This is a genomic window from Photobacterium salinisoli (genome assembly GCF_003614885.1).
Lineage (GTDB): Bacteria > Pseudomonadota > Gammaproteobacteria > Enterobacterales > Vibrionaceae > Photobacterium > Photobacterium salinisoli.
Map to the genome: position 1 here is coordinate 803,582 of NZ_QZMS01000011.1, position 24,550 is coordinate 828,131.

Genomic DNA, 24,550 nt, shown 5'->3' on the forward strand with positions numbered 1-24,550 from the left:
ATCTCCTTTGCGGTATCATGCTAAACACGGCCAAGGGCAAACCCTTTGGCGACATGGTTGCGAACAAACCAAATCACCAGCAATCCGGGAATGATGGTCAGTACACCGGCGGCAGCCAGCACGCCCCAGTCAATGCCGGAGGCACTGACAGTTCGGGTCATGGTGGCGACAATCGGCTTGGCATTGACAGATGTCAGGGTACGGGCAAGCAGCAGTTCGACCCAGCTGAACATGAAACAGAAGAAGGCGGTTACCCCTATGCCTGAACGTATCATTGGCAGAAAAATACGGATGAAAAAGCGCGGAAAGCTGTAGCCGTCAATGTAAGCGGTTTCGTCGATCTCTTTGGGCACGCCCGACATGAAGCCTTCCAGGATCCACACCGCCAGTGGTACGTTGAACAGGCAGTGCGCCAGTGCAACGGCAATGTGGGTGTCGAATAGCCCGACCGACGAATAAAGCTGGAAAAAGGGCAGCAGGAACACCGCAGGCGGCGCCATCCGGTTGGTGAGCAGCCAGAAGAACATGTGCTTGTCGCCAATGAAGCGGTAGCGCGAAAAGGCATAGGCAGCCGGCAGGGCGACCAGCAAAGAAATCACGGTATTCATTGAGACGTAAGTCAGCGAATTGATATAGCCGCTGTACCAGGAAGGATCGGTGAAGATCACTTTGTAATTGGCCAGGGTGAATTCAGTCGGCCAGAAGGTCAGCCCGCCGAGAATCTCTTCATTGGTTTTGAATGACATCATCAGCAGCCAGTAAATCGGCAGCAGCAAAAACAGTATGTACAGCAGCAAAATGAACGTTTTACGCTTGTGCATGATTATCTCTCCTTATCCATGACTGTCATTGAGGTGTAGAACAGCCAGCACACCAGCAGGATGATCAGGAAATAGATAATGGAGAACGCCGCGGCAGGGCCGATATCAAACTGTCCTACTGCCATTTTGGTCAGGGTTTGCGACAAAAAAGTGGTCGAGTTGCCCGGGCCACCGCCGGTCAGTACAAAAGGCTCGGTGTATATCATGAAGCTGTCCATAAAGCGCAGCAGTACGCCGATCAGCAGCACGTTTTTCAGTTTGGGCAATTGAATGTAGCGAAACACCGCCCAGTTGGAGGCCCGGTCTATTTTGGCAGCCTGGTAGTAGACATCAGGAATGGCACGTAAACCGGAATAGCACAGCAGCGCGACCAGTGAGGTCCAGTGCCAGACGTCCATCACCAGCACTGTGACCCAGGCATCGACAGGGTTGGAGGCATAGTTATAATCAACCCCTATGCTGCTCAGAAACCAGCCAAGCAAGCCGATGTCAGCCCGGCCAAATATTTGCCAGATAGTGCCGACCACGTTCCAGGGGATCAGCAGCGGGATCGCGAGCACTATCAGCACCAGTGATGCTTTGATCCCTTTACTTGGCATAGTCAGTGCGATGAGAATGCCGAGCGGAATTTCGATCAGCAGTACGCAGGCCGAATAGATAAACTGGCGCAGCAGCGAATCATGCAAACGTGAATCATTGAGCGTTTCTTTGTACCATTCACTGCCGACGAAATAGGCGGTGTTCTGATCGAAAATATCCTGTATCGAGTAATTCACCACTGTCATCAAGGGAATGATGGCGGAAAAGGCGACCAGCAGAAAAACCGGTAATACCAGCCACCATGCTTTGTTATTGTCGGTTTTATGCTGCATTGTCGCCGTCTCCCTTTCTGCCTGCACCACCGTTTTCACTGTCTTCGCCAACCAGATACTCATCGATATACAGCTTCAGCCACCGGCTGGGAAAATTGATCCAGCCATGCTGCGCCGGCACGTGGGAGCCTTCGGCAAGCCGGATTTTGACCTGGGTATCTTCCAGCATGACAGTGACGATTTTATAGGTGCCAAGATCTTCGGTATGGGTGACAGTAACGGCGAAACCGGCGTCTTTTTGTGTGTCCCGTAAATGAACGAACTCAGGGCGTATTCCGACTTTGATGTTCTCTGACTGGGTGTGAGACAGGGCGAGTTGCTGGCTGGCGCTCAGCGCAATCGGTAATCCTTTGAAAGTAACGTCTGCTGAACCTGCGGTTCTTTGTACCGGCAGTAAATTCATGCCAGGACTGCCGATAAAGTAGCCGACAAAGGTATGGTTAGGCTGCTCGAACAATTCGCGTGGCGTGCCGAACTGGACAATGGCACCGTCGTACATCACGGCAATTTTGTCGGCAAAGGTGGCCGCTTCCAGCTGGTCGTGGGTGACATAGACCATAGTGATATTGAACTGTTCATGGATTTGCTTGAGTTTACGCCTCAGTTTCCATTTCAGGTGCGGGTCTATCACGGTCAGCGGTTCGTCGAACAAAATGGCCGAGACATCATCACGAACCAGCCCTCGTCCCATCGAGACTTTCTGTTTTTCATCGGCATTGAGGTTACGGGCTTTTTTGTCGAGTACAGGCGTCAGCTCCAGAATATCGGCGATTTCCTGTACTTTGCTGCGGATTTTCGCTGCCGGTGTCTTTATGTTGCGCAGCGGAAAGGCCAGGTTATCGAACACCGTCATGGTGTCGTAAATGACGGGAAACTGGAAAACCTGAGCGATATTGCGTTCCTGCGGTTCCAGCCCGTTCACCGTCTGGCCATTAAACTTTACCGCGCCTTCCGAGGGGGTCAGCAGGCCGGAAATAATATTTAGCATGGTGCTTTTTCCGCAGCCGGACGGGCCAAGTAATGCAAAGGCACCGCCGTCCTCCCAGACGTGGTTCATACGGCGTATGGCGTAATCTGCATCGCTGGCAGGATGTGCCATGTAACTGTGCGCTAATGATTCCAGACGAATTTCTGCCATTATTGTTGCTCCCAGCCTGAACGGGCCGCTTGGATCAGTTGCCGCTCCTTTGAAAACACATAAAGCTTATGGGTGGGCACATAAATATTGATACGGCTGTCAACCGCATATTCATGTACACCGGGAAGATGCAGTACCATAGACAGCTCCCGGTTAGAGACATGAAGAAAGGTTTCACTGCCGCTGATTTCGGCCAGTTCGACATCGACGGCCAGCTCAAGATCGTCATCGTTGTTCGGCACTATGGTCAGGTGATTCGGCCGGATACCGAAGACGTAGTGATCGGGCGGCAAATCGCGTAAGTCTTCGTTCAGGGCAAAGTGAACGTGTTCGGAAAATGACACGTTGTCTGCGCTGATTTCCCCTTTGATCAGATTAATCGGCGGTTCGCCGAACAGCTCTGCGCAGATCACACTGGCCGGATTGTGATAAACCACAGGTGTCTGTCCCGACTGAATGATCTCCCCTTCATGCATGAGCACCACATTGCCACCCAGTGCGAGGGCTTCATTGGGCTCAGTGGTGGCGTAAACCGCGATGGTATTGCGGGAGGCAAACAGCTCCCTCATTTCCTGCCTTAACTCTTCACGTAACTTGTAATCGAGATTGACCAGAGGCTCGTCGAACAAAATGATGTCGGCATCTTTCACCAGCGCACGGGCCATGGCCGTACGCTGTTGCTGACCGCCTGATAATTCAAGCGGGTAGCGTTTGAGGAAATCTTCAATATGCAGCATCCTGGCGGTTTGCATGACACGCTCATCAATCTGTGCTTTTGGCAGTTTTTCCAGTTGCAGCGGCGAGGCGATGTTTTCGTAAACCGTGAGATTGGGATAGTTAATGAATTGCTGGTACACCATGGAGATATTTCGTTCACGGACGGGAATGCCAGTCACATCCCGGCCATTGAAAGAGATGTTTCCGGACGTGGGTTTATCCAAACCCGCAATCAGGCGCATCAGGGAGGTTTTTCCAGCCAGCGTGCGGCCCAGTAATACATTAAAAGAGCCAGGTTCAAGCACCAGGCTGGCGGCTTTTATCCAATCGAGCCCGTCTACCGTGCGGGTGATCTTATCCAAAATGAGCGACATGGCTGTTCTGGCTCCCTGTATGTTACTCACTCTCATTAGGCTAAAAATGTGCCACATTTTTTTAACATCTGGTTTTGTTGTTTATCATTATGATTAACAGGGTGTTTTGTCTTTTTTGTCTGGCTCTTCATTCGTTATGAACACTTTGGATATGTTGATTGTTAACATTGTGTGAACAATAGTTAACGTTCAGGAATGCGTGCGGGCTGGCCGCGGCCAGATAGCAATGAAAGCGGAAATCAAAGGTCGGACATGGAAAACAGACTGCAAAGCGATGATCGCCTTGTCTGCGAATCCTGGCAGCGTTGTCGGGATTACGGATTGGAAAGTCACCAGACACCAGACTTTAAGCTCCCCGATCCTTTGCATTGGCAGCGGAAGCGGCAACTGGCAGAGGTGATGGTATCCGTCACCCGTGAGAAGGTGTTGCCTGGTTTTCAGAGCATGCTCACCAACAGCAGCAGCTTAGTTATCCTCACGGATCAGGAGGGATATTTGCTGGAGCGATGGGGTAATCCGTCTTTCATGCAGCAAATGACACCTTCACTATTTGAACCCGGGGCCTGCTGGCAGGAAAAAGCGATAGGGACCAATGCGATTGGCACCGCCTTACACACGCAGCAGATTACAGACATCCGCCGTGATGAGCACTTCCTGCTGCAAAACCGTTTTATGAACGCCTCGGCATCGCCCATTGTTGATCCGCATCGTCAGACAGTGGGGGTGCTTAACATATCCAGCGATGCTTACCTGCCAACGACTCAGGTACACGGCATGGTGAAAGTCATGGCTCAGGCGATTGAAAATCAGCTGATTCTTGCCGCTTACGGCCAGCATTTCTGGCAGTTTGTCTTCAATACCAGCCCGGATAATCTGGACAGCCAATGGGCCGGACTGCTGGTGTTTGATTTTCAGGGACAAATTGTCTCGGCCAACCGCCGGGCTGATTTGTTGCTGGGTAAGCCATTGGCTGGCATCACCATAGACATGGTAGCCGGCATGTCACTGCAGGCACTGATGGCAACGCAGCAGGACACTACACTGACATTCAGCGGATTGACGTCTTTTCCGCTGTTTGCCCGGATAAACGCCCCGGCTGAACCGTCTGCTACTGTACCGTCTGGGGTAGCTTTTCCCCGTAATGCCACCCAGGAAGCACCACAGTGTGAGTCCTCACTGACGGATCTGGATACGGGCGATAAGCAGATGGCAAAGGCCGTTCACCAGGCGATGAGTGTACTCAACAGTGACATTCCCTTATTGATACACGGCGAAACCGGCGCAGGGAAAGAGCGTTTTGTGCGCGCTTTTCATGCTTCCTCGCATCGGGCTGCTTTTGAGATGGTGGCTGTCAATTGTGCTGCCATTCCTTCCGAGCTGGTGGAGTCTGAGCTGTTTGGCTATGTTAAAGGGGCTTTTACCGGAGCCAATCCTAAAGGCAGTATCGGTTTGATTCGTCGTGCCGATAAAGGCACGCTGTTTCTCGATGAAATCGGTGATATGCCGCTGCCGACCCAGGCCAGGCTGCTGCGTGTACTGCAGGAAAAGCGGGTAACGCCTTTAGGAAGCAGTGACAGCTATCCGGTGGATTTTCAACTGGTCTGTGCCACGCATCAGTCGCTGCGCGATGAGATAAAAGCCAGGCAATTCAGAGAAGATTTATATTACCGCATTAATGGTCTGACCGTAGCTCTGCCCGCCCTTCGCGACAGGCAGGATATTGCTCAGGTCGTACTGTCAGTACTTGATGAAGTGGCTGAAGGTGGTCGTCGTGCCACTGTCAGTGATGAAGTCATGCAGTTGTTCAACTCGCACCACTGGCCCGGTAATATTCGTCAGTTGCATAATGTGCTGCGGGTGGCCACTGTGCTGGCGGAGGGCAAAGTGATAGAACCTCAGCATTTACCAGATGATTTTTTCTGGGATCTTAAAGGCATTACCCGAGATGCAGAAATCCTCGAATCCGATCTGCTGGAAGATGACTGGCAGGTTGCTTTACCAAAAGTCTACAAAGCGCTGGGACGCAATGTGAGCAAAACCGCGGAAGCAATGAACGTGAGCCGCAATACGGTTTATAAACGCTTGAAGCAATTGGGCTTGTGGCATGATGGGTGATAAGCATCAGGCCTGTTATTGCAGTATGATTGGGCAATCAGTTTTTAATCAGGGTAGATAACATGTATATCGGCGCGGTATCCAAGCGGACAGGGTTGTCAGTTAAGGCCATCAGATTGTATGAAGATATGGGCCTGATTCGTATCCCGCTTCGTCAGGGCAATTACAGGGTATATTCAGAGACGGACGTTGAGGTACTCCAGCTTATCAAACAAGCCAAGCAATTTGGGGTGACACTGAATCGGCTGAAAGGCGTGATACGTTACCGGAATGGCGACGTGGACTGGGAACGCATTCATGATTTTTTGCTTGATGTCAGGCAGCAACTGATGGCGGAGCAAACCTTGCTGGAGCAGAAAATGCAGAGCGTGGAGTTATGTCTCCGATCTATGGATACCTGTCCGCAAACCGCTTGACTCTGCCCTATAGGGGAGGTCTTACACTCGTGATTGATCTTGGATAACAAGGAAATATCATGAGCAAAAAAATTCTGTTACTGAATGCCAACCCGAAAGCGGAAAGCTTTGCTAAGTCGCTTGCTGATGCGTATGACATTGAAGCAAGGGAGCACGCGAGTGTGCGTCGTCTGAACCTGTCTGAGATGCACTTTAATCCCAGTCTTGACTCGGGTTACGATGCGGTTCAGCCGTTAGAGCCTTGCCTTTCGCATTTCCAGGAATCCCTGCAATGGGCCGAACATATCGTTATTGTGTCACCGGTATGGTGGGGTGGGTTACCGGCCAAATTCAAAGGCCTGATCGACAGAGCGATTCTGCCCGGTTTCGCTTTTCAGTTTGAGGAGAATAATCCCTACCCTGTGCAGCTACTGCAAGGCAAAACAGCCCGGATCATTCTGACTATGGATGCCCCTGCCGAAATGCTGGTTGAACAGGCTGAACCTGTCCTGGCCCAGCTTGACCGTTTCATGCTTCAGTTTTGCGGAGTCAGCCCTGCCGAAACCACTTTGCTGGGTTCGGTGATCTTGTCGACGGAAACACAGCGGCAGTCATGGCTGGAAGACATCCAAGCAATTGGTCGGCAGGGCAGGTAGCCATGCCGTGATAGACCAGATTGAATTTACGCACGGGCCGACATTTTTTCGGTCAGCCATGTGCGGTAAAACTCAACAAAGGTTCTGACTTTCGCCGGAATAAAAGTGCCCGGCGGGAATACGGCGTAAATCCCGCCACGGGGCAATTGCCAGTCGGTGAACAAGGGCACTAATTCCGGATCATTTTCGCCAAAATGGGTCGCAATCACCGACAATCCCGCGTTACTTTTGATCAGGCTGCGCATGGCACTGGTGTTGTCGACCCGAACATGACTTTGCATCTGAACCTGAACCTGTTCGTCTGCTCGGGTGAATGTCCAGGTTAGCGCGCTTGGCAGGGGCGAAAACTCAATCCAGCGATGATGTTTCAGTTCAGCTGGCTGCTGCGGTCTGCCCATTTCCTGCAAATACCCGGCTGAGGCCATCACACGTTGTTCAAACTCGCCCAGTTTCTGCGCCCGAAGGCTGGAATCTTTCAGCCATCCCATCCGAATGGCTAAATCAATGCCATCGCGCACCATATCCGATACCTTATCACCGCCGCGCAGCTCAATGGTGAGCGTTGGATGTACTTTGGTAAAAGCGGCCACAGCGGGAGCCAGCATCAGCGCCATATGATCCACTGGCGCTGTGATCCTCAGAGTGCCGGACAGGGCTTGTGCACTGGTGCTGGCCTCGCTGAGTGTTTCGTCCAGTTTCGTCAGTAATGGCTGGCAGGCCAGATAAAGCTGTTGTCCTGCTTCCGTCAGGGTGACCTGTCGTGTGGTCCGGTTAAACAGCGCAGAACCCAGATGAGCTTCAAGCGCTTTGATATTCAGGCTGATTTTGGTTTTCGTACAGCCCAGTTTCTCGGCCGCAGCCGTAAATGACCCTGCCTCAACGGTGGCAATAAATAAGGGCAGGGTGTTGAGATCAAGTGCGTGGCTCATATTGCTGACTGTTATGAAAGTAATAACAGTGAATTATCCAACGGCGTATTTTTCAAATCAATCTTTCATCGCACAATGTGTCCATCAACGAAAACAATCGAGGACAACATCATGAAAATTGCAATCATTGGCGCAAGTGGTTTTATTGGTTCAGCTCTGCGTGAAGAAGCACTGAGCCGTGGTCATCAGGTGACCGCACTGGTCAGCCGTCCGGAGCGCTTGGCGACACAACCCGGCCTGACGATCCAAAAAGCCGATGTGCAGGATACCAAAGCACTGGCAACGCAGCTGGCGGGTTACGATGCCATACTGAGTGCATTTTCCGGCCACGCCCAAACGGATGTCGCTGGTTACTTTGCTCAGGGTTTCGACAGCATTCTGGCGGCAGCTCAAGCAGCCGATGCCAAGCGTCTGATGGTTGTTGGTGGCGCGGGCTCGCTGGACGTCGCTCCCGGCGTACAACTGATTGATACCCCTGAGTTTCCGGCAGAATACAAAGCCACGGCAGAAGGGGCAAGATACGCACTGAATGCCCTGCGTGCCCAGCAAGGCGTGAACTGGACCATGCTGTCTCCGGCGGCCATGATTGCACCGGGCGAACGGACCGGCCAGTATCAGCTGGGCACAGATCAGTTGCTCACGGACGCGGCAGGTAACAGTCAGATTTCAGTTGAAGACTACGCAAAAGCCATGGTTGATGAGCTGGAATCTCCGGCCTTCATCAACCGCCGCTTCACCCTGGCTTATGCCTGATCCCGCCGTCCCTGCCTTCGGATGGAAAACGCAGCTTCGGCTGCGTTTTTTGATCTTGGTCGCTCACGGTTAATGTTTTCCTCCTATATTTCATTTACATGAGAAAAAACTGGCTGGTACTTGCTGCCAATTTTCAGACAAGGAATCGACATGCAAAAAGAGCAGGACAGAATTGGTTTTGCGGTGCTGGGAGTGTGTATTTTACTCGGGCTGGCGCTGTTGGGATATCTGCTTGGTCATGCTGCGCTGAGCTATAAGCAGCTTGACCGAAGTGTGACGGTGAAAGGGTTATCGGAAAGAGAATACCCGGCCGATATTGTGATATGGCCGATTCAGTACAATGTCGCCAGTAATGATTTAACCGAACTGTATCAGATGTTGGATGGCCAGACATCGCAGATCCGATCTTACCTGCGCGGCAATGGTATCGGCGCCGATGAGATTTCTGTCTCCACACCCGCGATTACAGATAAGTCCGCTCAGCAGTATGGTAATGACGCGCAGGCGCAGTATCGTTACACCGCGATGCAGACGGTCACTGTGTACTCCACTCATATTGATGCGGTACGTAATGTGATGGGATCGCTCTCTGAGTTGGGTAAACAAGGTATTGTTTTTACTGGCGATGCCTATCAGACCCAGACCGAATACATTTTTACCCGTCTGAACGCCATTAAACCTGAGATGATCGAAGAAGCTACCCGAAACGCCCGTGAAGTGGCGCAGAAGTTTGCCTCGGATTCCGACAGCACACTCGGAAAAATCCGCAAAGCGTCGCAGGGACAGTTTTCAATCAGTGTGCGCGATAAAAATAATCCGCATATTAAAAAAATCAGAGTGGTTTCAACCGTCGAATATTATTTGTCGGATTAAGTTATTTGATACAAGGAGGAAAGATGAAAACAGCATTAGTCACCGGCGGTAGTCAGGGAATCGGACTCGAAACGGTATTGCGTTTGGTGGCTGCAGATTATCAGGTCATTACCTGTTCCAGACGGGCATCTGTCTGGCAGCGGCAGGTTGCACAGTATCCGCAACTCAGTTCCGTGGACTACCATACGGTGGATATTGGCGATGACTCGCAGCTGAATCGCTTGTTTGCACATATTCAAGAGACATACGGCAAGCTGGATCTGGCTGTGAATAATGCGTCGCCTGAACTGGCTTCTCGCGGTCAATTTGCTGAAGTTGCCCCATCAGCACTGCGCGATACATTGAAGCAGGATTTCTGGGCTCAGGCCGTGTGTCTGCAGCTGGAGCTTCAACTCATGCAATCCGGGGCTGCGATTGTAAACCTCAGCTCTGTGAATGGATTGCGTCCAACCCCCAACGCTGCGATGTACAGTGCTGCGAAACATGCCATTGAAGGATTAACCCGCTCGGTTGCACTGGAGGCGATTCAGCAGGGAATTCGCATCAATGCTGTTGCGCCCGGTGTCACCTGGACACCCCGTTGGGAGGCCCGGGAAACAGCCGCACCCGGCACCCGGACAGAGGTCTCCGCTGTTGTACCAGTCAAACGCTATGCTGAATCTGCTGAGGTGGTTGAAGCCATCCTGTTTCTTCTGTCCGATAAAGCCAGCTATATCGTGGGGCATACATTGGTCGTGGATGGCGGATTGAGTTTGAGTTGAAGGGAATCTGATTGTTGTTATTTATGAATCAGTAATCAGCAAATTTTATTGCTGATTACTGATTCATTTGGCTATCACTGGAGAACATATCGGGTTGTGATAATTTTTTCTGCATACTGATTGCAGCAAGTCTGGGAACCGCTCAAACCAATAAGTAAAGTCAAAATTTCATCACAACTCGGGAAAATAATATTCTAATTCATGCAGTAGGAGTTCTTTAATGATTCTATATGAATCTGATTTTTCACTTGAAGATTCAAATAAAGACAAGCCAATACCGGGTAAAGGAGGCAAATGTTGATCGATGATAACCAGTGAATCAGGTATACCTGTACTTGTACGGACTGTGATCCCTAATCCTGCTTTTACTGCTCCCCATATGCCGTGTAAACTTCCACCAGAGACTGCAATCTGCCAGGAGATATTTTCTTGGTCAAGTGCTTGAATTGCTGTATCTCGAATGATGCAGGGGGACTCTACTAAAATGAGCGGAAGTGGTTTTCCGGAAATAATGTAACTATCAAAATCAAATGCAGGACTTGCTACCCAGTGCTGAGGTAGTGTTTTGATTAAAGATCGCTCATGAACTTCTTGAGGTGATTCCCAGCATAATGCAAAGTCAATTTTATTCTGAAGTATTTCCTCTTTAAGAATGCTATTTCTGCCTGACTGGGCATAGATCTGAATGTTCGGAAATTTTCTCGAAATTTGACTCAATAATTCAGGGAGAAATTTATCACTAAAATCTTCTTGTACCCCTAAACTGACTTTCCCAAGGATCCTCTTTTGGTGGATGACTTGCAGGGCTTCGTCATTCAGAGACAGTATTTTTTTTCCATAGCTAACTAATAACTCCCCTTGATCCGTTAACTTGAGGTGTCTTCCTTCTTTGCAGAGAAGTTGTATACCACATTGATGTTCCAGTTTTTTTAATTGAGCACTGACAGCAGATGTCGAGCGTGATAATCGCTTGGCTGCAAGGGAAAAGTTACCTAATTCAATACCAGTCACGAACGTTCTTAGTGCTTCAAGATCAAGGGAGTCAGGACGCTTCATCATATTCCTGTTTTTATGGATGATGAGTTCAGAATGTTTTGATTTTATAAGGTTTCATGAAGCGTCACAATCTTCTAATCACAGAGAAGAGCATCGGAGGAGGTATACGTGGCGCAACATTTGAATAAAGATTCACTGGCGAAAATTGCTCCAAAGCTGGCGGAGTTTACTGAAACCACATTATTTGGAGATCTTTGGCAACGGAAAGAGCTTTCGCTCAGAGAAAGAAGCCTGATTACGGTAAGCGCTTTGGTCGCGATGAATAAGTACGCCCAGTTGCAGTGGCATATCCAATTTGCCAAAGAGAATGGATTAACTGACGAAGATATTGTGGAAGTATTTACTCATCTTGCGTTTTATGTTGGTTGGCCGAGTGCTGTCACAGCATTAGAAACGCTGAAAATTGAGGATGAATAAAATGCCATTGACTCGAATTGTTGTTCAGGCAGGGCGTACAGAATCAGAACTGAAAATCATATCGGACACTTTGCATCAAACACTGGTTGATACATTTCATGTGCCTCCAGATGATTGCTTTCAATTGATTGATGAATATCCATCAGACAGACTGGTCGTGAATCAGCATTACTTGACTGGAGAACGATCATCAAAATATACCTTGTTTTCTATCACAGCGGGAAAACCCAGAGACCAAGCGACGAAAGCGAGATTTTATCAGATGCTGTGTGACAGGTTAGTTGAACGCATGAATATGTCGCCGGATGATGTCATGGTTGTTATTCAGTTTACGAATCCAGATGATTGGAGCTTTAGCGGTGGGAAGCTTTTCAGGTTACCCAGTGACACTGAACTTTCCTAAGCTCTCCTTTGAGATCCGTTCACTTTAAGCGTGATAAAATCAGCCACCCGGCTCAAAACCGAGTGACTGATTTTTTGATTAGAGCTAGCAAAACTCCCTCGCACTTCTCTGCCGCATCCAGATCTTTCCCGACAAATGCCGACACAATGGCGCCTTCTTTCAACAGGCAAATGGTATCCAGCAAGACTTCGTCCGGTGCGTGAAGGTGTTGCTGAATCAGCGCCCGGACTTTGCGTTTGTGCTCTCGACAATACTCGGCAATCGCGGTGTTTTCTTCGCTGAATTCTGCCGATGTATTGATAAAAAAACAGCCACGAAAAGGGTTTAATGCCGGAACCCTGTCATGGAACCAGTCGCTCAGACCCCTGAACAGGCAAGTGATCACCTCTTGATCGTTGGTTGCCGGCGCTAATTGCTGTTCCAGCCATGCCATAAAAACCTCGTCGCGCGCTGCCAGTGCCGCGAGTATGAGGTCGTCTTTACTGCTGAAATAACTGTACAGCGTTTTCTTTGCTATCCCAGAGACTTTCAGGACTTCGTTGATACCTACCGCATGGATTCCCTGGCGGTAAAACAGGGTGAGCGCGGTATCTGTCAGCAGTTGTTTTTTGTCTGTTTTCAATGACCTTGTCGTACTCATGCATCCTCCTGATCTGAAAAGCATCTTGACATCAGTAGACTGACTTGTCTACTCTGTTTTTCTTGGTAGACAGATCGGTCTACTTTTTATTGGAAAGGAGTACAACATGAATCAATACGGAATGGCGCTGATGTCAGGACTGGGTGCGGCAGTCGCTATCGGATTTTTGTCGCTGGCAGAGGATCTGACGTCGGCTGGCTTGTGGTTGATGGCCCCTTTTGGGGCGACGGCGGTGTTGGTATTCGGGGTACCGGACAGCCCGTTAGCACAGCCCAGAAATGTCATAGCCGGTCATTTGCTAACGGCATTCATCGGGGTGTTTTTTGTCAGTTTTGTTGGGGTCACGCCCCTCACACTGGCGCTGGCTTCAGGTCTGGCGGTCTCTGCCATGTTGCTGACCAAAACAACCCATCCGCCAGCGGGTGCGAATCCGCTCTTGATCATGCTGACCGGGCAAAGCTGGTCATTTCTGATCACGCCTGTCTTGGTTGGCGCAGTGATCATGGTGCTGGTCGGCCAACTGGTCAATAAGGTTCTCTTGCGGCGGAGAAGGGCAGTTTGACTGTGGTGAAATGTCACTTTTATGGTGAAAAAATGTCTCTTTTTACGCTATGAAACTGATTCAATGGTTAATAGGATTGAGCCAACTCATTAATCATTCGATTGATAACCATACCCACAGGAAATTGTTGTGTCAGATTCTCTTTCTTACGTGCTGATCAATAGCGTTGAACTGTTCTCGGACTATCAGCAACCGCTGATAGAGTTGCTGAAACTCAGCCAGGCTGACGACGCGATTTTAGGTTTTGACGCCAGCTTTGATGAACAGAAAGCAAGCCGGTATTTATCGTCACTGGAAAGAGATATCGCCAGTCAGGTGTTACAGATCCTGATTGGAATGCAAAACGGCACAGTGGTGGTTTGCTGCTTCTTTAAAAAAAGTCACCAACAAACCACCAGGCATATTTGCGATTTACAAAAGGGGATGATTCATCCCCATTGCCGTAGCCAGGGGATATTGGAACAGACACTGGCGGCGATTGCACAATCGTGCATGGCGCAGGGTGTTGAACTGCTCACACTGGATGTACGGGGCGGCTCGAAGGCTCATCGAATCTGGAATAAATGTGGTTTTGAAACTTATGGAATCCTGAATGATTACAGCCGCTATCAGGGGCAGTCATTTGAAGGGTATTTCATGAAACAACGTACTGTCGATCTCTGGAACCGTTTTAAAACATTCTACAAACAAGGAAGTCAAACTATGTCAGTTGGCGCTGAACTTATTCATAAGAAAGATTTTCGCGAATTAATGCGCGAGACATTAGAAAATCACCTGACCTTAGGCCATCCATTGTTTAAATATCTGATGGATGAAAATAACCCTAACCCTGATCTCCTAAAGTTCACCACTTTGCAGGGCTATCAGCTTACCAAGCATTTCCTGACTTATATTGAGCATCTGTTCTTTCACTGCCCTTTGCCAAAACATAAGCGGGCGCTGTTGCATAACATGTATGAAGAAGAAACCGGTCGGTTATCGAATACCAAAAATCATGTTGAGCTGATGCAGGATTTTATCAAGGCACTAGGCATTTCAGATACTGAGCGTGATGCGGCTGTTGCACTGCCTCAGACTCAGGCTCTGATTGATTATCGCCTGATAGCCTGTAAAAACCCGGATATGTACCACATAGGTGCTGCTGCCGTCATGGTCGCCAGTGAAGGGCAGAATCTGGAGAGTGTGGGAGATGAAGCTCGCCACAATATTCTGGGTAAAGTGTATGACCTCAAAGAAGCCGATTTACTGTTTTTCTCGGTTCATCAGGAAGAAGACGTGGGCCATGTTCAGCAAGGTCTGGCTCTGCTGGCTGATCTCTGTGATACACCGAAAAAGCAACAGGAAGCCATCGAAGCAATTAATACCACTTGTGAGCTGTTCTATGGGATGTATCAAGGGGTGTATGAATACTTTGGTTATGACAAGAAAGATCAACAGGTGAAAGCGGAGTCGCTTCAGGAGGCCTGATGGATATATCCCGTAATAAACAGATCATCGCCATCACCGTCGGGGTGCTGGTGACCTTCTGGGCGTCATCGATCAAAGGCAGCTATCAAGTTTATTTTCTCGATTTAGCCAGCATGTGCGGTTTGGGGCGGGGGATCTTCTCGTTAACCAGCGCCTTGTTTGGCTTGTCGATTGGCATACTGTCTCCTGTTGTTGGCTGGATATGCGACCGTATCGGTCCGGCACTGACCATTTTGTCTGGCGCTGTTGTTGCGGTGTTTGTCTATTTGCTGATGGCCGTGGCGTTCAATTTCTGGCTCTTTCTGGTGTTGTTTGGTGTGCTGGCAGCTTATGCATTAACGGCGATGACCTTTGTGCCGCTGGCGCTTTTGGTTGACCGCATTTTTGACAGCCAGAACAAAGGGATGGCGTATGCTGCCATCACCAACGGTACCGCGATTGGTTTTATGGTGTTGTCGCCATTCTGGGTGTGGCTGAATACCTTTGTGATCTGGCAGGACATCAGCCTGATCATATTCGGGGTATTTGCTGTGGTGATCTTACCGGCCTGTATCTGGCTATGCCGTGTTTTTCCGCGCCGGGAATTTGTCTCTGACACAACGGCCGAGAGCCACGAAGACGATTTGAAATGGCATCAACACCTGCGAAAACCACTGTTTTTGTTGCTGGCACTGTCATTCGGTGGTTGTGGTGCCTCAATGGCTTATGTCGATGTGCATTTGGTTCCTATGTTGCAGGAACGTTTTACCGGGGGAGAAGGGGAGGCCACCATAGTTGCCTCATCATTGAGCGTGTTGGGTGCCGCAGAGCTTATCGGCGCGTTTTTGGTCGGGTATTTACTGCGCTTCTCGGCGCCGGCTTTGATGCTGTCTCTGCTTTACGCGGTTCGTGGTGCTTCTATGCTGATAGTGCTCTCTGCAGACAGCTTACTACTGTGCATGATTTTTGCTGTGCTGTTTGGCCTGACCTATATGGGCACCGTGATAGTGACGTCCCTTATGTGTCTTAAAGCCTACGGCGAGAAAGTGAAAGGCAAGATTTTTGGTTGTCTGTTTACCGTTCACCAGGTGTTTGTTTTTGGCACGGTATGGCTGGGTGGCCTGTCTTATGACGCGACGCAAAGTTATTCCTTTATCACACTCGCAGTGACTGGATTGTGCTTTGTTTCTGTCGCCATGGGGCTGGTTTTTTACTTCTCTGATGCCTTTAAAGAGAAACCGCAATCGCAGGTTGTTACACCATCTTAATAGCCGACTCAATGATGAAAGGAATAAAAAGCATGGAGCAATCAACCCGAGCAATACACATGGAGTTTCCTTCACTGGATGACTCTCATGCTGCGGCCATTGCCATGACATCGGCCTATGACTTTACATCGGCGCGGGAAGCCAGTGACAGGTTCAACGGTGTGACAGAAGGGAATATTTACAGCCGTTTTACTAATCCGTCGGTCGAACATTTTGAACGAAAACTGGCCTCGCTGGAAAACGCTGAAGCGGCGGTGGCCTTTGCCTCAGGCATGGCTGCTTACCTGGCACTGGCCATGACGTTCTTGAAGCAGGGCGACCATGTCGTGCTGGCCAGCGGCATCTTCGGCACCACAACTCACCTTTTCCGTCAGTATTTTGGCCAGTTCGGCATCACGGCGACTTGTGTGGATTTGGATGACCAGCATGCCTGGCAAGCTGCTATGTGTGACCGCACCCGCATGATACTGGTTGAGTCACCCACCAATCCACTGCTGAAAGTGGCAGATTTAAGCTGGTTGTCCGCGCTGGCAAAACATAATCATGCCCTGTTGGTGGTGGATAACACTTTGCTGTCGCCGGTTAACCAGCGTCCGTTAAACCACGGAGCTGATCTGGTGCTGCACTCGACCGGTAAATTCATGGACGGGCAGGGCAGAACGGTTGGCGGTGTCATTGCCGGACGTAAAGACGTGATCCAGCCATTGAAAAACTATCTGCGCAGCTCAGGGACTTGCATGAATGCTTTTACGGCTTGGGTGTTGAGTCACGGTCTGGACACGCTGACGGCCAGAATGGCCATGCATGAGCAAAATGCCAGAACGGTCGAAGCCTGGCTGCGTGAGCAATCTTGTGTCAAGCAGGTATTTTCCACCTTCAGTCAAGCGCACCCGCAGGCTGAGGTGATCGCAAGGCAGCAGTCCGGCCACAGCCCGGTGATCAGTTTTGTCGTGGAAGGTGGTCAGGAAGCGGCCTGGCGCTGTATCGATGCCCTGAACTTGGTATCTCGTTGTACCAATATCGGAGATACCAAATCCATGGTGACACACCCGGCATCAACGACTCACTGTCGGTATTCTCAGGAAGAGAAGCTGCAGTATGGCATTTCAGACGGTTTGGTCAGGCTGTGTGTCGGTCTGGAAGCCAGTCAGGATATCATTCAGGATCTGAGGCAGGCTCTGGCTGCTTCTCAGGTAACACATTCACTCAGGGAAGTTGTATCGCTGTCATGATGAATACATTGCGTAACGCTGTTTTGACTGCTTCTATACTGGCAGTCAGCGCCGTCAATGCGGCGCAGAGCCACACGGAAAACACTTTATATAAACACAATTATGTCGCTTTTCAGTCCGGTAAATCTGCCGATAATCCGGTGACTGTTGCCGCACGTTTCACCAAGCCTGCTGGCATAGAGACACCGCTTCCTGCGGTTATCATAGTGCACGGTTCTGGTGGTGTGGATGAACGTGGTGAGCTCTACAGCCAGGTACTGAACAGACAGGGGTTCGCCACATTGGAAATCGACATGTGGGCCGCACGCGGGCTGGAAGGCGGCTTGTCCCGGCCGAAACATGTCAAAGACACCTTACCGGACGTGTACGCAGCAATTGATTATCTGAAATCCCGACAGGATATCAATGCCAGCGAACTGGGTCTGATTGGCTTTTCCTGGGGCGGTGTGGTTGCCATGCTGATGGCGGGTGAACAGGAAACTGGCTCACTGAAAGCGCTGGTAGCCAATTATCCTGTGTGCTGGGCCTATAACAAGGTGCCGGGTTATCCGTTTACCGGCATCGCGGCAGACCGCCACTTGATGATCCTGTCTGGCGAAGAGGACAAGTATGATGGCCCGGATGATTGCAAGTCGCTGGTCAGCCAGTTGCCACCGTCTAACCAGTCACTGGTAAAACTGGTGACGCTGCCCGGCGCCACTCATGCCTTTGAGTTGCCCAGAGCGGAAAGTACCTTCTTTGATCCCTATGCGTTTCGGGGCAAGGGAGGGAATGTCCCGCTCCGTTATAACCCGGAGGCCACCAAACATGCTCTCAAACTGGCGTCGCAGTTTTTTGTTACCCAGTTGAGCGATTGAACAGGTATCTCCCTGTACTTTCGGCCGCCGCGTCCACTTTAGCGGCGGATTCTTTTGGCAGGGTTTTATACTTTTTCTTCCAGGCTGCCCGCAATGAGCTGGCCTGGGGGAAGCCGGATTTAAAGGCCGCCACTTCAATGGTGTCACCATTTTCAATGTAACTCTTGGCTTCTTCCAGCCTGAGTTCGACCAGAAACTCCCTTATCGTCAGACCGGTAGCATTTTTAAATTCTCGCTGCATGTGGCGGGAAGAAACCCGAAAAGCGTCTGCGATATCAGCCAGCGCCAGTTTTTCATGCAGCCGGGTTTGCAGATAATCCTGAATGGAATGCACCAGCGGTGAAATGTGGCTGCGATAGCTGAGTTGTTTAGAGATCTGCGGGTCGTTAGCCATACGACGCCGGTAGACTACCAGTTCCCGTGCCACTTCCATGGCAAACCGGCTGCCGCTGATCTCTTCGATGAGCTGCAGGGCCAGATCGATACCGGCCGTCACACCTGCCGTGGTGTAGACCTGACCATCCTGTACAAAAATCCGCTCCGGTAACACGTTTGCTTTGGGGAAGTGTCGCGATAACGCCTCTGTCAGTTTGTGATGGGTTGTCGACTGACGGTTATCCAGCCAGCCCGATAACCCCAGTAAAAAAGCCCCGGTGCAAATGCCGAGAATCCGGGTGTCGGCACTCGGGGTGTGTCTGAGCCATTCAATGCATCGCTCACTGGCCTGATTTCGGTATATCCCTTCGTGGTATTTCGACGCGCATACAACCACGATGGCATTGTCTGGCAGCACAGAGGGCAAAGGCTGTATGCCGCCGAGAGTGAGCCCCTGATGACTGCTCAGGGTGCTTTGATCACTGATGAAATGCAGATTCAGATCCATGCCATAGCTGATGGCTTCGTGAAAAGCCTGGCAGGGACCGGCCAGATCGAGTAAATGCACGTCAGGGGTCAGCAGGAAGAAGATATCTATCGGAGTATTATTCGGGTTGGCATGTTTCATTGCCATTCAGTCCATTGAGCGTCAGTTCAGGGAACAATGTACCACCCAGCCAGACAGAGTGACTAGTGCAATTGAAGGAATATGGTAGTGTTTAATGATAATTAACTGATTTAATTAAATTTAAGGTCGGGGTGTGGAAACGGGGCAGGCTGCTTAACGGCAGCCGGTATTTAGGATCTTATACCTATGCAGAGAGTGGCGAAACCGTATTACGATTTCAGTTATTACCGATAATGACTGATATGTCTGAATCTAAGGGTAGTGTGTCCGATTAGAGATATGTATTTCTTAGCTGACCTGAGACAATGAAGACATACGTACAGCGTATTTTTCTGTAATCTCAGCGAAGGCAGCGCATGATCTACTTATTTCCCTTATTGACGGTTTCAATTTGGGCAGGGAATGCCATTGTTAACAAACTTTCCTACAGCGTAATCGATCCGGGAGCGATCGCCTTTTACCGCTGGTTTTTTGCCATGCTGGCACTGACACCTTTTGTGATCACTTCTGTTATCCGTCAGTGGTCAAACATCAAACCGCATTTGTCGAAGCTGGCATTGCTGGCGTTTCTGGGCATGGTGCTGAACCAGTCATTGGGGTATTTTGCCGCGCCAACCACCACAGCCACCAATATGGCTTTGATCATGTCACTGGTCCCTCTGATGAGCATGTTTCTGAGTGTGCCGGTCCTGAAACAAAAGCTATCGCCACTGGCCATGGTGGGCGCTGTACTGTCGCTTGGTGGGCTGGTATTGATGCTGAGCCACGGCGATCCATCCCAGTTGCTGTCTCAGGGTATGAGTCAAGGGGATGCTTTACTCCTGCTGGCAGCTTTTGTGTATGCACTCTACTGTGTGCTGATCAAACATTGGGACATGCCGCTGAGTAATTGGCAATCTGTGTATGTTCAGGGCATGTTTGCCGTCCTGTTTCTTTTGCCTATGCTGTTCACCAGCCAGCGGACCGGCATTACCGGTGAGTCGCTGCCGCTGATCCTGTTTGCTGCGATTCCGGCCTCGGTCATTGCCCCCTGGTGCTGGATGAAAGCCATCAAAATGCTGGGCGCAGACAAAACAGCCATGTTCATGAACCTGATGCCGGTGATCACGGCTGTCATTGCGAGTGTTCTGCTGAACGAACAGCTGGAAGCGGTTCATTTGATTGGCGGTAGCATGGTGCTTTGCGGCGTGGCCGTCGCCCAACTGAGGCTGAAAGTCGGTCGGAGCAAGCTGGTGACGGCATAACAGCAAACCAGCCAAAGTCAGTATTTAGAAAAGCAGCGTAAACGCTGCTTTTTTTATGATTGCCATTTGGGGGAATATGCATGTTGCGCTTCAGATTTAGTGTAGTCCTGGTATTTCATTGTAAGCCTGATTGCATAATGACTAAAAACTCGTGCTGAATTTTCCCCTGGTTATGGGGGTTGCTCAATTGGAATTAATACCTGTAATAACGAGACAGAGATTATCTGCTTTATACTACAAGGTTGTTTGTATACTGCTGAGAATGAATGGTTTTATTTGTAATTCTTAGTTTTTATTAGGTTTTGCTAAATATACAGGCTCTGTTTACCCTAATTTACTGAGCTGTTAATTTTACGTTTTCCTGCTGTCGGGTCTGTCCTGGCCGGGATCACGATTTTAATTGTGCTATTCGCCGACCATCTGATCTTCAGCCGGGTTCCGACACTCGCGCGATTCTTTGGGTAATTTTCTTTACCCTCTCCCTTGAATGGTGTCCGGGTTTATTAAATCACTACAAATGTTCCCTCCCCTTGGCAAGGGGAGGGTTAGGGTGGGGTTCGAACAGTGTGCACGGATTTGGCATCTGTGCTCAGTAACCCCCTCCTAGCCTCCCCCTTGAAAAGGGGGAGGGACTGTCCGAGTGTGTAGTTTAGGACAGGCATGATTTTCGGATCATGCAGCTAAATTGAGCCAGTCGGGGACTACCTGCCGAAACCAGCTCAGATATTGTTCCGCAGACGCTTTTTTTCTTTCTGTCAGCAGATTTACCACCTCCACTACAATCCAGGCTTTGGCGAGGATAATCTGTCGGATAAGTTGGTCTTCCGGTATTAACGTCGAATACGCCAGATACCGACGGGCAATAGCTTGATAGTCCTCCACATTTCCCATGCCCTTCACCAAGGGTGCTAAATCGATGGCCGGGCTGCCCCGGCCAAACCGTTCCCAGTCGAACAAAACCAGCTCGCCCTGATCGCGCCGTCCCCAGTTGCCTGCATTACTGTCGCCGGATAAACAGGCGATCGGTAGAAAAAGATCGGCAGATTTTGTTTGAAGCTGACACAACTGCTGTTCGGCAGCGGAAGGCAATTGCAGCTGCATCAAAGCGTGTTCTGTCTGCTGGATTGTCCATTGGTGGGGGTGCACCGGCTGTTGTGCGGGTATGGAGTAATGATGAATGGCCGCCAGCTGGCGAAACGTTTCCTTGTCGGCATTTAAGGCCTCCAGAGACATTGAATGGGGAATATATTCAAGGTGTAACTGGCGTGTGTGTGCATCACAGTGGTACACCTCAGGGGTCTGAATGCCCAAAAGCTGCATTTGCGGGGCAATGTCCTGATAAAAGCGCATCTCGACAGGGCTGACATTATGTTTTTCAATGTACGGGCTGACGTTGCGCGTTCTCAGAAAAACCTGAGCACGGCCCATTTGTGTTAATTCCTGCTCTGTCATGTGATTACGCCAGATGATTCAAAATTTCGCCCATCACAGGCAGGACAGAAACAACCAGCAAGGCGGACATGGTGTAGTTAAACAGGCGGCGATACTTGTCCTGAGTCAGTGTTTTTTTCAGCAGGGACCCAAACATCAGCCAGACGCCAACGCACGGAAAGGAAACCAGCAAAAAGATGAGCGCCAGCATCATATTCTGGCCATAAAAATCCGCTCCCACTGTGGTGAAAGCTGCGATGGCACCTGTCGCGACAACCCAGGCTTTGGCGTTAATCCACTGAAATAGAGCCCCTTTCATGAAACTGAAGGGTTGTGCTTGTGAGCCGGACGATCCGACATTGCCGGAGCGGGCAATCAGCCAGGCCAGATACAGTAAGTAAAGCACGCCCAGGCATTTAATGATGAAATGCAGGCTGGGAAACAGCTCGAATAACTGACCAAATCCGATGCCCACCAAAAGCAGCATGATCGCAAAACCCATACAGATCCCACTCAGCAGCGGCAGGCTTTTTTTCACCCCGAAATTCAGCCCTGAAGTCATCACCATAATATTGTTCGGCCCCGGTGTGACGGAAGATGACACGGCAAAGAGAACCATAGCGTAGAGATAATCCATAATTTATGCGCTCCTGTTGGGCTGAATCGGATATTCGTGGTTTGGGTGATGCTCAGAAAATGAGCACCTTTCTGATATGAAGATGAGTGCAATTCAATTCAAGCGCGGGATGCAAAAATAATCAGAAAATGATCAGGAAATGTTACTGCAGGTCATGCCACCCAGAATCTGCTGTGCGCAGGCCAGAGGGAGAGTTCTTGTCTGTGTTGATCTCAATATCGTACCGGATCCCCTCATCATGGACCCGGCTTGCCTGCTCGATGGCAGATTCTTCCAGACGATCACCCCGTTGTACCAGAAGTTCATTGGTACAGAATACCCCCACGAGCAGGCACTGTTTTCAGGCGGTTTGATTTTTCAGGCATCATCGTAATGAAGGTATCAATTCCCAGGTGTAAATATGGGGCGTCCAATCAGGATTGCAGTTCCCGGGCAATCGCGCTTTTGCCTGAACTGCTGGGTCCGTTGAGAAAGATGATGTCCATTTTTGACTGACGTTTACTCGTGAGCAGCAAGAGTTATTCCGGAAATTCCGGCAGGTGTTTGGTTTGCATACCGGCTTGGTGCCAGGGGGCCTGCTCGTCACAGAAAATCTGACAGTCCGGGGATTTGGATGGCAACTCGTTCAGTGAGCCTGCCGGTACGATCAGGGCTTTGCCGCTCTGGGATAAATAGGGCAGGTTCGCGCCGCATTGGCCGCAAAAGGCATTGGAAAAAGTGCGAGTCGGGTGGTTGTATCGCACGATGGCCTGTTCACCCTGCTCCCATCGGATATTGTGCGGCTGGGTAAAGAGGTTGGAAGCATGGGCTGATCCCGTCAGCTTTTTGCACTGATCGCAGTGACACAAATAAAAATGAGAAAAATCGTCATCCAGTGAAAAGGTGACTGTTCCGCACAGGCAACTGCCGTGTAATTGACGCATTGAACATTCCTTGTTGTTCGCAACCGATTAAACGTTAGATTTAACACTATTGCATATTGTTAAACCTGTAAATGCAAAAATAAGCACCGCAATAAAGCAGGCTGCGACCTGATGGCGTTTTTGTTTAATATTCACGTTGATGCGTAATGCCTTTGATAGTAGCCTGCCCCCAGCCTGCAAAATTGACGTCAGCTGGCTTAATGGAGAGTTGGCATACTGAGTGTGAATTTGTTTCAGTCGGGCCTCTCGCCGGAAGCCGTGGCATTTTATTAATGCGTCGTTACCTTGCTGATCATTGGGGTGTTACTGGCTGTTACCGGACAAACCGCCACTTTGCTTTCTTATGTAAAAACCAAGTGGAAAGCCTTGTCGGTGTGCAGTTTCTTTGGCTTCTTCATGCTGTACTTTTTTGAAACAGCATCTTACGAAACCCTGAATGTTGCTGTGGTGGTCTTCCTGCTGTTCGGTGTCTCTAGCCTGATAACCTTTTTTGCCAACGCACTGTTTGAAAAGCGAAACCTGGTGGCGCAGGAATGGATGTCGGTATTGTTCGCGGTCCTGGCGGGTGGTGTATCTGTTTGTTCCCTTTTCCATGTCAGGCTTTGTGGGTGTGGAAAGCGATGTCTGGTTAATGCTCTTATTGCTGGCGCTGCTGCCTACCATAGGCGGTTTCTGGTGCACGACCAAATCCCTGGCTATTTTGAAAAGCCAGATGGTTCAGCTGGTTGAACTTTCGGAACCCATTTTTGCTTTGATGCTGGGTTTTATTTTATTAGGTCAGCTAGTCTCGCCGATGCAGATGCTGGGCGGAAGCTGTATTTTGGGGGCGATTCTGATCCATGAAGTGAAGCTATCCACGTATAGATTAAACAGCCAGCCTCAGACTGGCTGTTTTGTTTGGAGTCTCGGATTAACTGGTTGTTAGGAAGTCGTCATCTCACCAACCGGATCACATCCCATATTAGCGGGCATTGATAAATTTACATTTACTCATGCAGTGATCGTGGGAGTTGTGCCGGGCAGAATG

At 49.9% G+C, this 24,550-nt stretch carries 29 protein-coding genes; 17 read left to right on the forward strand and 12 right to left on the reverse strand.

The annotated features are described in order from the left end of the window. Positions 1-20 precede the first annotated feature (20 nt). Genes D6M16_RS15000 through D6M16_RS15015 form a run of 4 tightly spaced genes read right to left on the reverse strand, consistent with a single transcriptional unit; the run spans position 21 to position 3,922 of the window. Positions 21-821 (reverse strand): carbohydrate ABC transporter permease, encoded by an 801-nt coding sequence (locus tag D6M16_RS15000; protein WP_046221671.1) that lies wholly within the window; start codon positions 819-821, stop codon positions 21-23. Positions 822-823: 2 nt separating this feature from the next. Continuing rightward, on the reverse strand, positions 824-1,693 hold the full coding sequence (locus D6M16_RS15005; protein WP_120512652.1) for a carbohydrate ABC transporter permease: 870 nt from the start codon (positions 1,691-1,693) through the stop codon (positions 824-826). Then, on the reverse strand, positions 1,683-2,831 hold the full coding sequence (locus D6M16_RS15010) for an ABC transporter ATP-binding protein (protein ID WP_120512653.1): 1,149 nt from the start codon (positions 2,829-2,831) through the stop codon (positions 1,683-1,685). Before D6M16_RS15010 ends, D6M16_RS15005 begins: the two co-directional genes overlap by 11 nt. Next, positions 2,831-3,922, reverse strand: coding sequence for an ABC transporter ATP-binding protein (locus tag D6M16_RS15015; protein WP_120512654.1), 1,092 nt, complete (start codon positions 3,920-3,922; stop codon positions 2,831-2,833). The genes D6M16_RS15010 and D6M16_RS15015 overlap by 1 nt, the downstream gene beginning before the upstream one ends. A 252-nt stretch (positions 3,923-4,174) precedes the next feature. Here D6M16_RS15015 and D6M16_RS15020 point away from each other — a divergent pair, with 252 nt between their 5' ends. From D6M16_RS15020 to D6M16_RS15030, 3 genes are all read left to right on the forward strand, one after another. Further along, positions 4,175-6,037 carry a sigma-54-dependent Fis family transcriptional regulator gene (locus D6M16_RS15020; RefSeq protein ID WP_120512655.1) on the forward strand — a complete coding sequence of 621 codons (1,863 nt, stop codon included), beginning with the start codon at positions 4,175-4,177 and terminating at the stop codon, positions 6,035-6,037. 62 nt (positions 6,038-6,099) lie between these two features. Continuing rightward, positions 6,100-6,453 carry a MerR family transcriptional regulator gene (locus D6M16_RS15025; RefSeq protein WP_120512656.1) on the forward strand — a complete coding sequence of 118 codons (354 nt, stop codon included), beginning with the start codon at positions 6,100-6,102 and terminating at the stop codon, positions 6,451-6,453. A 59-nt stretch (positions 6,454-6,512) separates the two neighbouring features. Continuing rightward, entirely contained in the window at positions 6,513-7,088 is a 576-nt protein-coding gene (locus tag D6M16_RS15030) for an NAD(P)H-dependent oxidoreductase (protein ID WP_120512657.1), read from the forward strand. Positions 7,089-7,114: 26 nt separating this feature from the next. Here the strand turns inward: D6M16_RS15030 and D6M16_RS15035 are convergent, their stop codons facing one another. After that, on the reverse strand, positions 7,115-8,017 hold the full coding sequence (locus tag D6M16_RS15035) for a LysR family transcriptional regulator (protein ID WP_120512658.1): 903 nt from the start codon (positions 8,015-8,017) through the stop codon (positions 7,115-7,117). A 111-nt stretch (positions 8,018-8,128) separates the two neighbouring features. Between D6M16_RS15035 and D6M16_RS15040 the strand changes: the two genes are divergently transcribed. The 3 genes from D6M16_RS15040 to D6M16_RS15050 all read left to right on the forward strand — a co-directional run bounded on the left by D6M16_RS15040 (position 8,129) and on the right by D6M16_RS15050 (position 10,404). Continuing rightward, positions 8,129-8,770: an NAD(P)-dependent oxidoreductase gene (locus D6M16_RS15040; protein ID WP_120513202.1), complete on the forward strand. Its 642-nt coding sequence runs from the start codon at positions 8,129-8,131 to the stop codon at positions 8,768-8,770. Positions 8,771-8,920: 150 nt separating this feature from the next. Further along, positions 8,921-9,643 (forward strand): SIMPL domain-containing protein, encoded by a 723-nt coding sequence (locus tag D6M16_RS15045; protein WP_120512659.1) that lies wholly within the window; start codon positions 8,921-8,923, stop codon positions 9,641-9,643. Positions 9,644-9,666: 23 nt separating this feature from the next. Then, the gene (locus tag D6M16_RS15050) at positions 9,667-10,404 is read left to right on the forward strand and encodes an SDR family NAD(P)-dependent oxidoreductase (protein WP_120512660.1); all 738 of its coding nucleotides are present in this window, start codon (positions 9,667-9,669) and stop codon (positions 10,402-10,404) included. A gap of 171 nt (positions 10,405-10,575) precedes the next feature. Here D6M16_RS15050 and D6M16_RS15055 read toward each other — a convergent pair whose 3' ends face one another. Continuing rightward, positions 10,576-11,463 carry a LysR substrate-binding domain-containing protein gene (locus D6M16_RS15055; RefSeq protein WP_120512661.1) on the reverse strand — a complete coding sequence of 296 codons (888 nt, stop codon included), beginning with the start codon at positions 11,461-11,463 and terminating at the stop codon, positions 10,576-10,578. 105 nt (positions 11,464-11,568) lie between these two features. Here D6M16_RS15055 and D6M16_RS15060 point away from each other — a divergent pair, with 105 nt between their 5' ends. Together D6M16_RS15060 and D6M16_RS15065 are read left to right on the forward strand one after the other, a co-directional pair. Then, positions 11,569-11,877 carry a carboxymuconolactone decarboxylase family protein gene (locus tag D6M16_RS15060; RefSeq protein ID WP_120512662.1) on the forward strand — a complete coding sequence of 103 codons (309 nt, stop codon included), beginning with the start codon at positions 11,569-11,571 and terminating at the stop codon, positions 11,875-11,877. A 1-nt stretch (position 11,878) separates the two neighbouring features. Continuing rightward, complete coding sequence (locus D6M16_RS15065; RefSeq protein WP_120512663.1) at positions 11,879-12,280, forward strand: tautomerase family protein; 402 nt, start codon at positions 11,879-11,881, stop codon at positions 12,278-12,280. A gap of 52 nt (positions 12,281-12,332) precedes the next feature. Here D6M16_RS15065 and D6M16_RS15070 read toward each other — a convergent pair whose 3' ends face one another. Continuing rightward, positions 12,333-12,920, reverse strand: a complete 588-nt coding sequence (locus D6M16_RS15070) for a TetR/AcrR family transcriptional regulator (RefSeq protein ID WP_120512664.1) — start codon at positions 12,918-12,920, stop codon at positions 12,333-12,335. A gap of 106 nt (positions 12,921-13,026) precedes the next feature. On the opposite strand from D6M16_RS15070, the gene D6M16_RS15075 reads away from it, so the two are divergent. The 5 genes from D6M16_RS15075 (at position 13,027) to D6M16_RS15095 (ending at position 18,285) form a co-directional block, all read left to right on the forward strand. Then, the gene (locus tag D6M16_RS15075; RefSeq protein ID WP_120512665.1) at positions 13,027-13,482 is read left to right on the forward strand and encodes an HPP family protein; all 456 of its coding nucleotides are present in this window, start codon (positions 13,027-13,029) and stop codon (positions 13,480-13,482) included. A 129-nt stretch (positions 13,483-13,611) separates the two neighbouring features. Next, the gene (locus tag D6M16_RS22415; protein WP_205576905.1) at positions 13,612-14,949 is read left to right on the forward strand and encodes an iron-containing redox enzyme family protein; all 1,338 of its coding nucleotides are present in this window, start codon (positions 13,612-13,614) and stop codon (positions 14,947-14,949) included. Continuing rightward, positions 14,949-16,196, forward strand: a complete 1,248-nt coding sequence (locus D6M16_RS15085) for an MFS transporter (RefSeq protein WP_120512666.1) — start codon at positions 14,949-14,951, stop codon at positions 16,194-16,196. The genes D6M16_RS22415 and D6M16_RS15085 overlap by 1 nt, the downstream gene beginning before the upstream one ends. Positions 16,197-16,228: 32 nt before the next feature. Beyond that, complete coding sequence (locus D6M16_RS15090; protein WP_120512667.1) at positions 16,229-17,428, forward strand: trans-sulfuration enzyme family protein; 1,200 nt, start codon at positions 16,229-16,231, stop codon at positions 17,426-17,428. Continuing rightward, positions 17,425-18,285 (forward strand): dienelactone hydrolase family protein, encoded by an 861-nt coding sequence (locus D6M16_RS15095; protein ID WP_120512668.1) that lies wholly within the window; start codon positions 17,425-17,427, stop codon positions 18,283-18,285. Before D6M16_RS15090 ends, D6M16_RS15095 begins: the two co-directional genes overlap by 4 nt. Here the strand turns inward: D6M16_RS15095 and D6M16_RS15100 are convergent. Further along, complete coding sequence (locus D6M16_RS15100; protein ID WP_120512669.1) at positions 18,266-19,294, reverse strand: GlxA family transcriptional regulator; 1,029 nt, start codon at positions 19,292-19,294, stop codon at positions 18,266-18,268. The two genes, D6M16_RS15095 and D6M16_RS15100, sit on opposite strands and share 20 nt — an antisense overlap. Positions 19,295-19,644: 350 nt before the next feature. Between D6M16_RS15100 and D6M16_RS15105 the strand changes: the two genes are divergently transcribed. Further along, entirely contained in the window at positions 19,645-20,532 is an 888-nt protein-coding gene (locus tag D6M16_RS15105; RefSeq protein ID WP_120512670.1) for a DMT family transporter, read from the forward strand. Positions 20,533-21,204: 672 nt separating this feature from the next. On the opposite strand, the gene D6M16_RS15110 is transcribed toward D6M16_RS15105, so the two are convergent. Beyond that, positions 21,205-21,984 carry a phosphotransferase gene (locus D6M16_RS15110; RefSeq protein ID WP_120512671.1) on the reverse strand — a complete coding sequence of 260 codons (780 nt, stop codon included), beginning with the start codon at positions 21,982-21,984 and terminating at the stop codon, positions 21,205-21,207. A gap of 4 nt (positions 21,985-21,988) precedes the next feature. Beyond that, positions 21,989-22,600: a LysE family translocator gene (locus tag D6M16_RS15115; protein WP_120512672.1), complete on the reverse strand. Its 612-nt coding sequence runs from the start codon at positions 22,598-22,600 to the stop codon at positions 21,989-21,991. A 139-nt stretch (positions 22,601-22,739) separates the two neighbouring features. On the opposite strand from D6M16_RS15115, the gene D6M16_RS22550 reads away from it, so the two are divergent. Further along, positions 22,740-22,973, forward strand: coding sequence for a hypothetical protein (locus D6M16_RS22550; RefSeq protein WP_240435632.1), 234 nt, complete (start codon positions 22,740-22,742; stop codon positions 22,971-22,973). Between the two features lie 40 nt (positions 22,974-23,013). On the opposite strand, the gene D6M16_RS22705 is transcribed toward D6M16_RS22550, so the two are convergent. Then, the gene (locus D6M16_RS22705; protein ID WP_120513204.1) at positions 23,014-23,085 is read right to left on the reverse strand and encodes a phosphotransferase-like protein; all 72 of its coding nucleotides are present in this window, start codon (positions 23,083-23,085) and stop codon (positions 23,014-23,016) included. Between the two features lie 33 nt (positions 23,086-23,118). Next, a complete protein-coding gene (locus D6M16_RS15130) occupies positions 23,119-23,523 on the reverse strand; it encodes a GFA family protein (RefSeq protein WP_120512674.1) in 405 nt (134 codons plus the stop codon). A gap of 285 nt (positions 23,524-23,808) precedes the next feature. Here D6M16_RS15130 and D6M16_RS22555 point away from each other — a divergent pair, with 285 nt between their 5' ends. Together D6M16_RS22555 and D6M16_RS22710 are read left to right on the forward strand one after the other, a co-directional pair. Further along, a complete protein-coding gene (locus tag D6M16_RS22555) occupies positions 23,809-24,252 on the forward strand; it encodes a hypothetical protein (protein ID WP_240435633.1) in 444 nt (147 codons plus the stop codon). Continuing rightward, positions 24,134-24,448, forward strand: coding sequence for an EamA family transporter (locus D6M16_RS22710; protein ID WP_476704098.1), 315 nt, complete (start codon positions 24,134-24,136; stop codon positions 24,446-24,448). The genes D6M16_RS22555 and D6M16_RS22710 overlap by 119 nt, the downstream gene beginning before the upstream one ends. Positions 24,449-24,550: the final 102 nt, after the last annotated feature.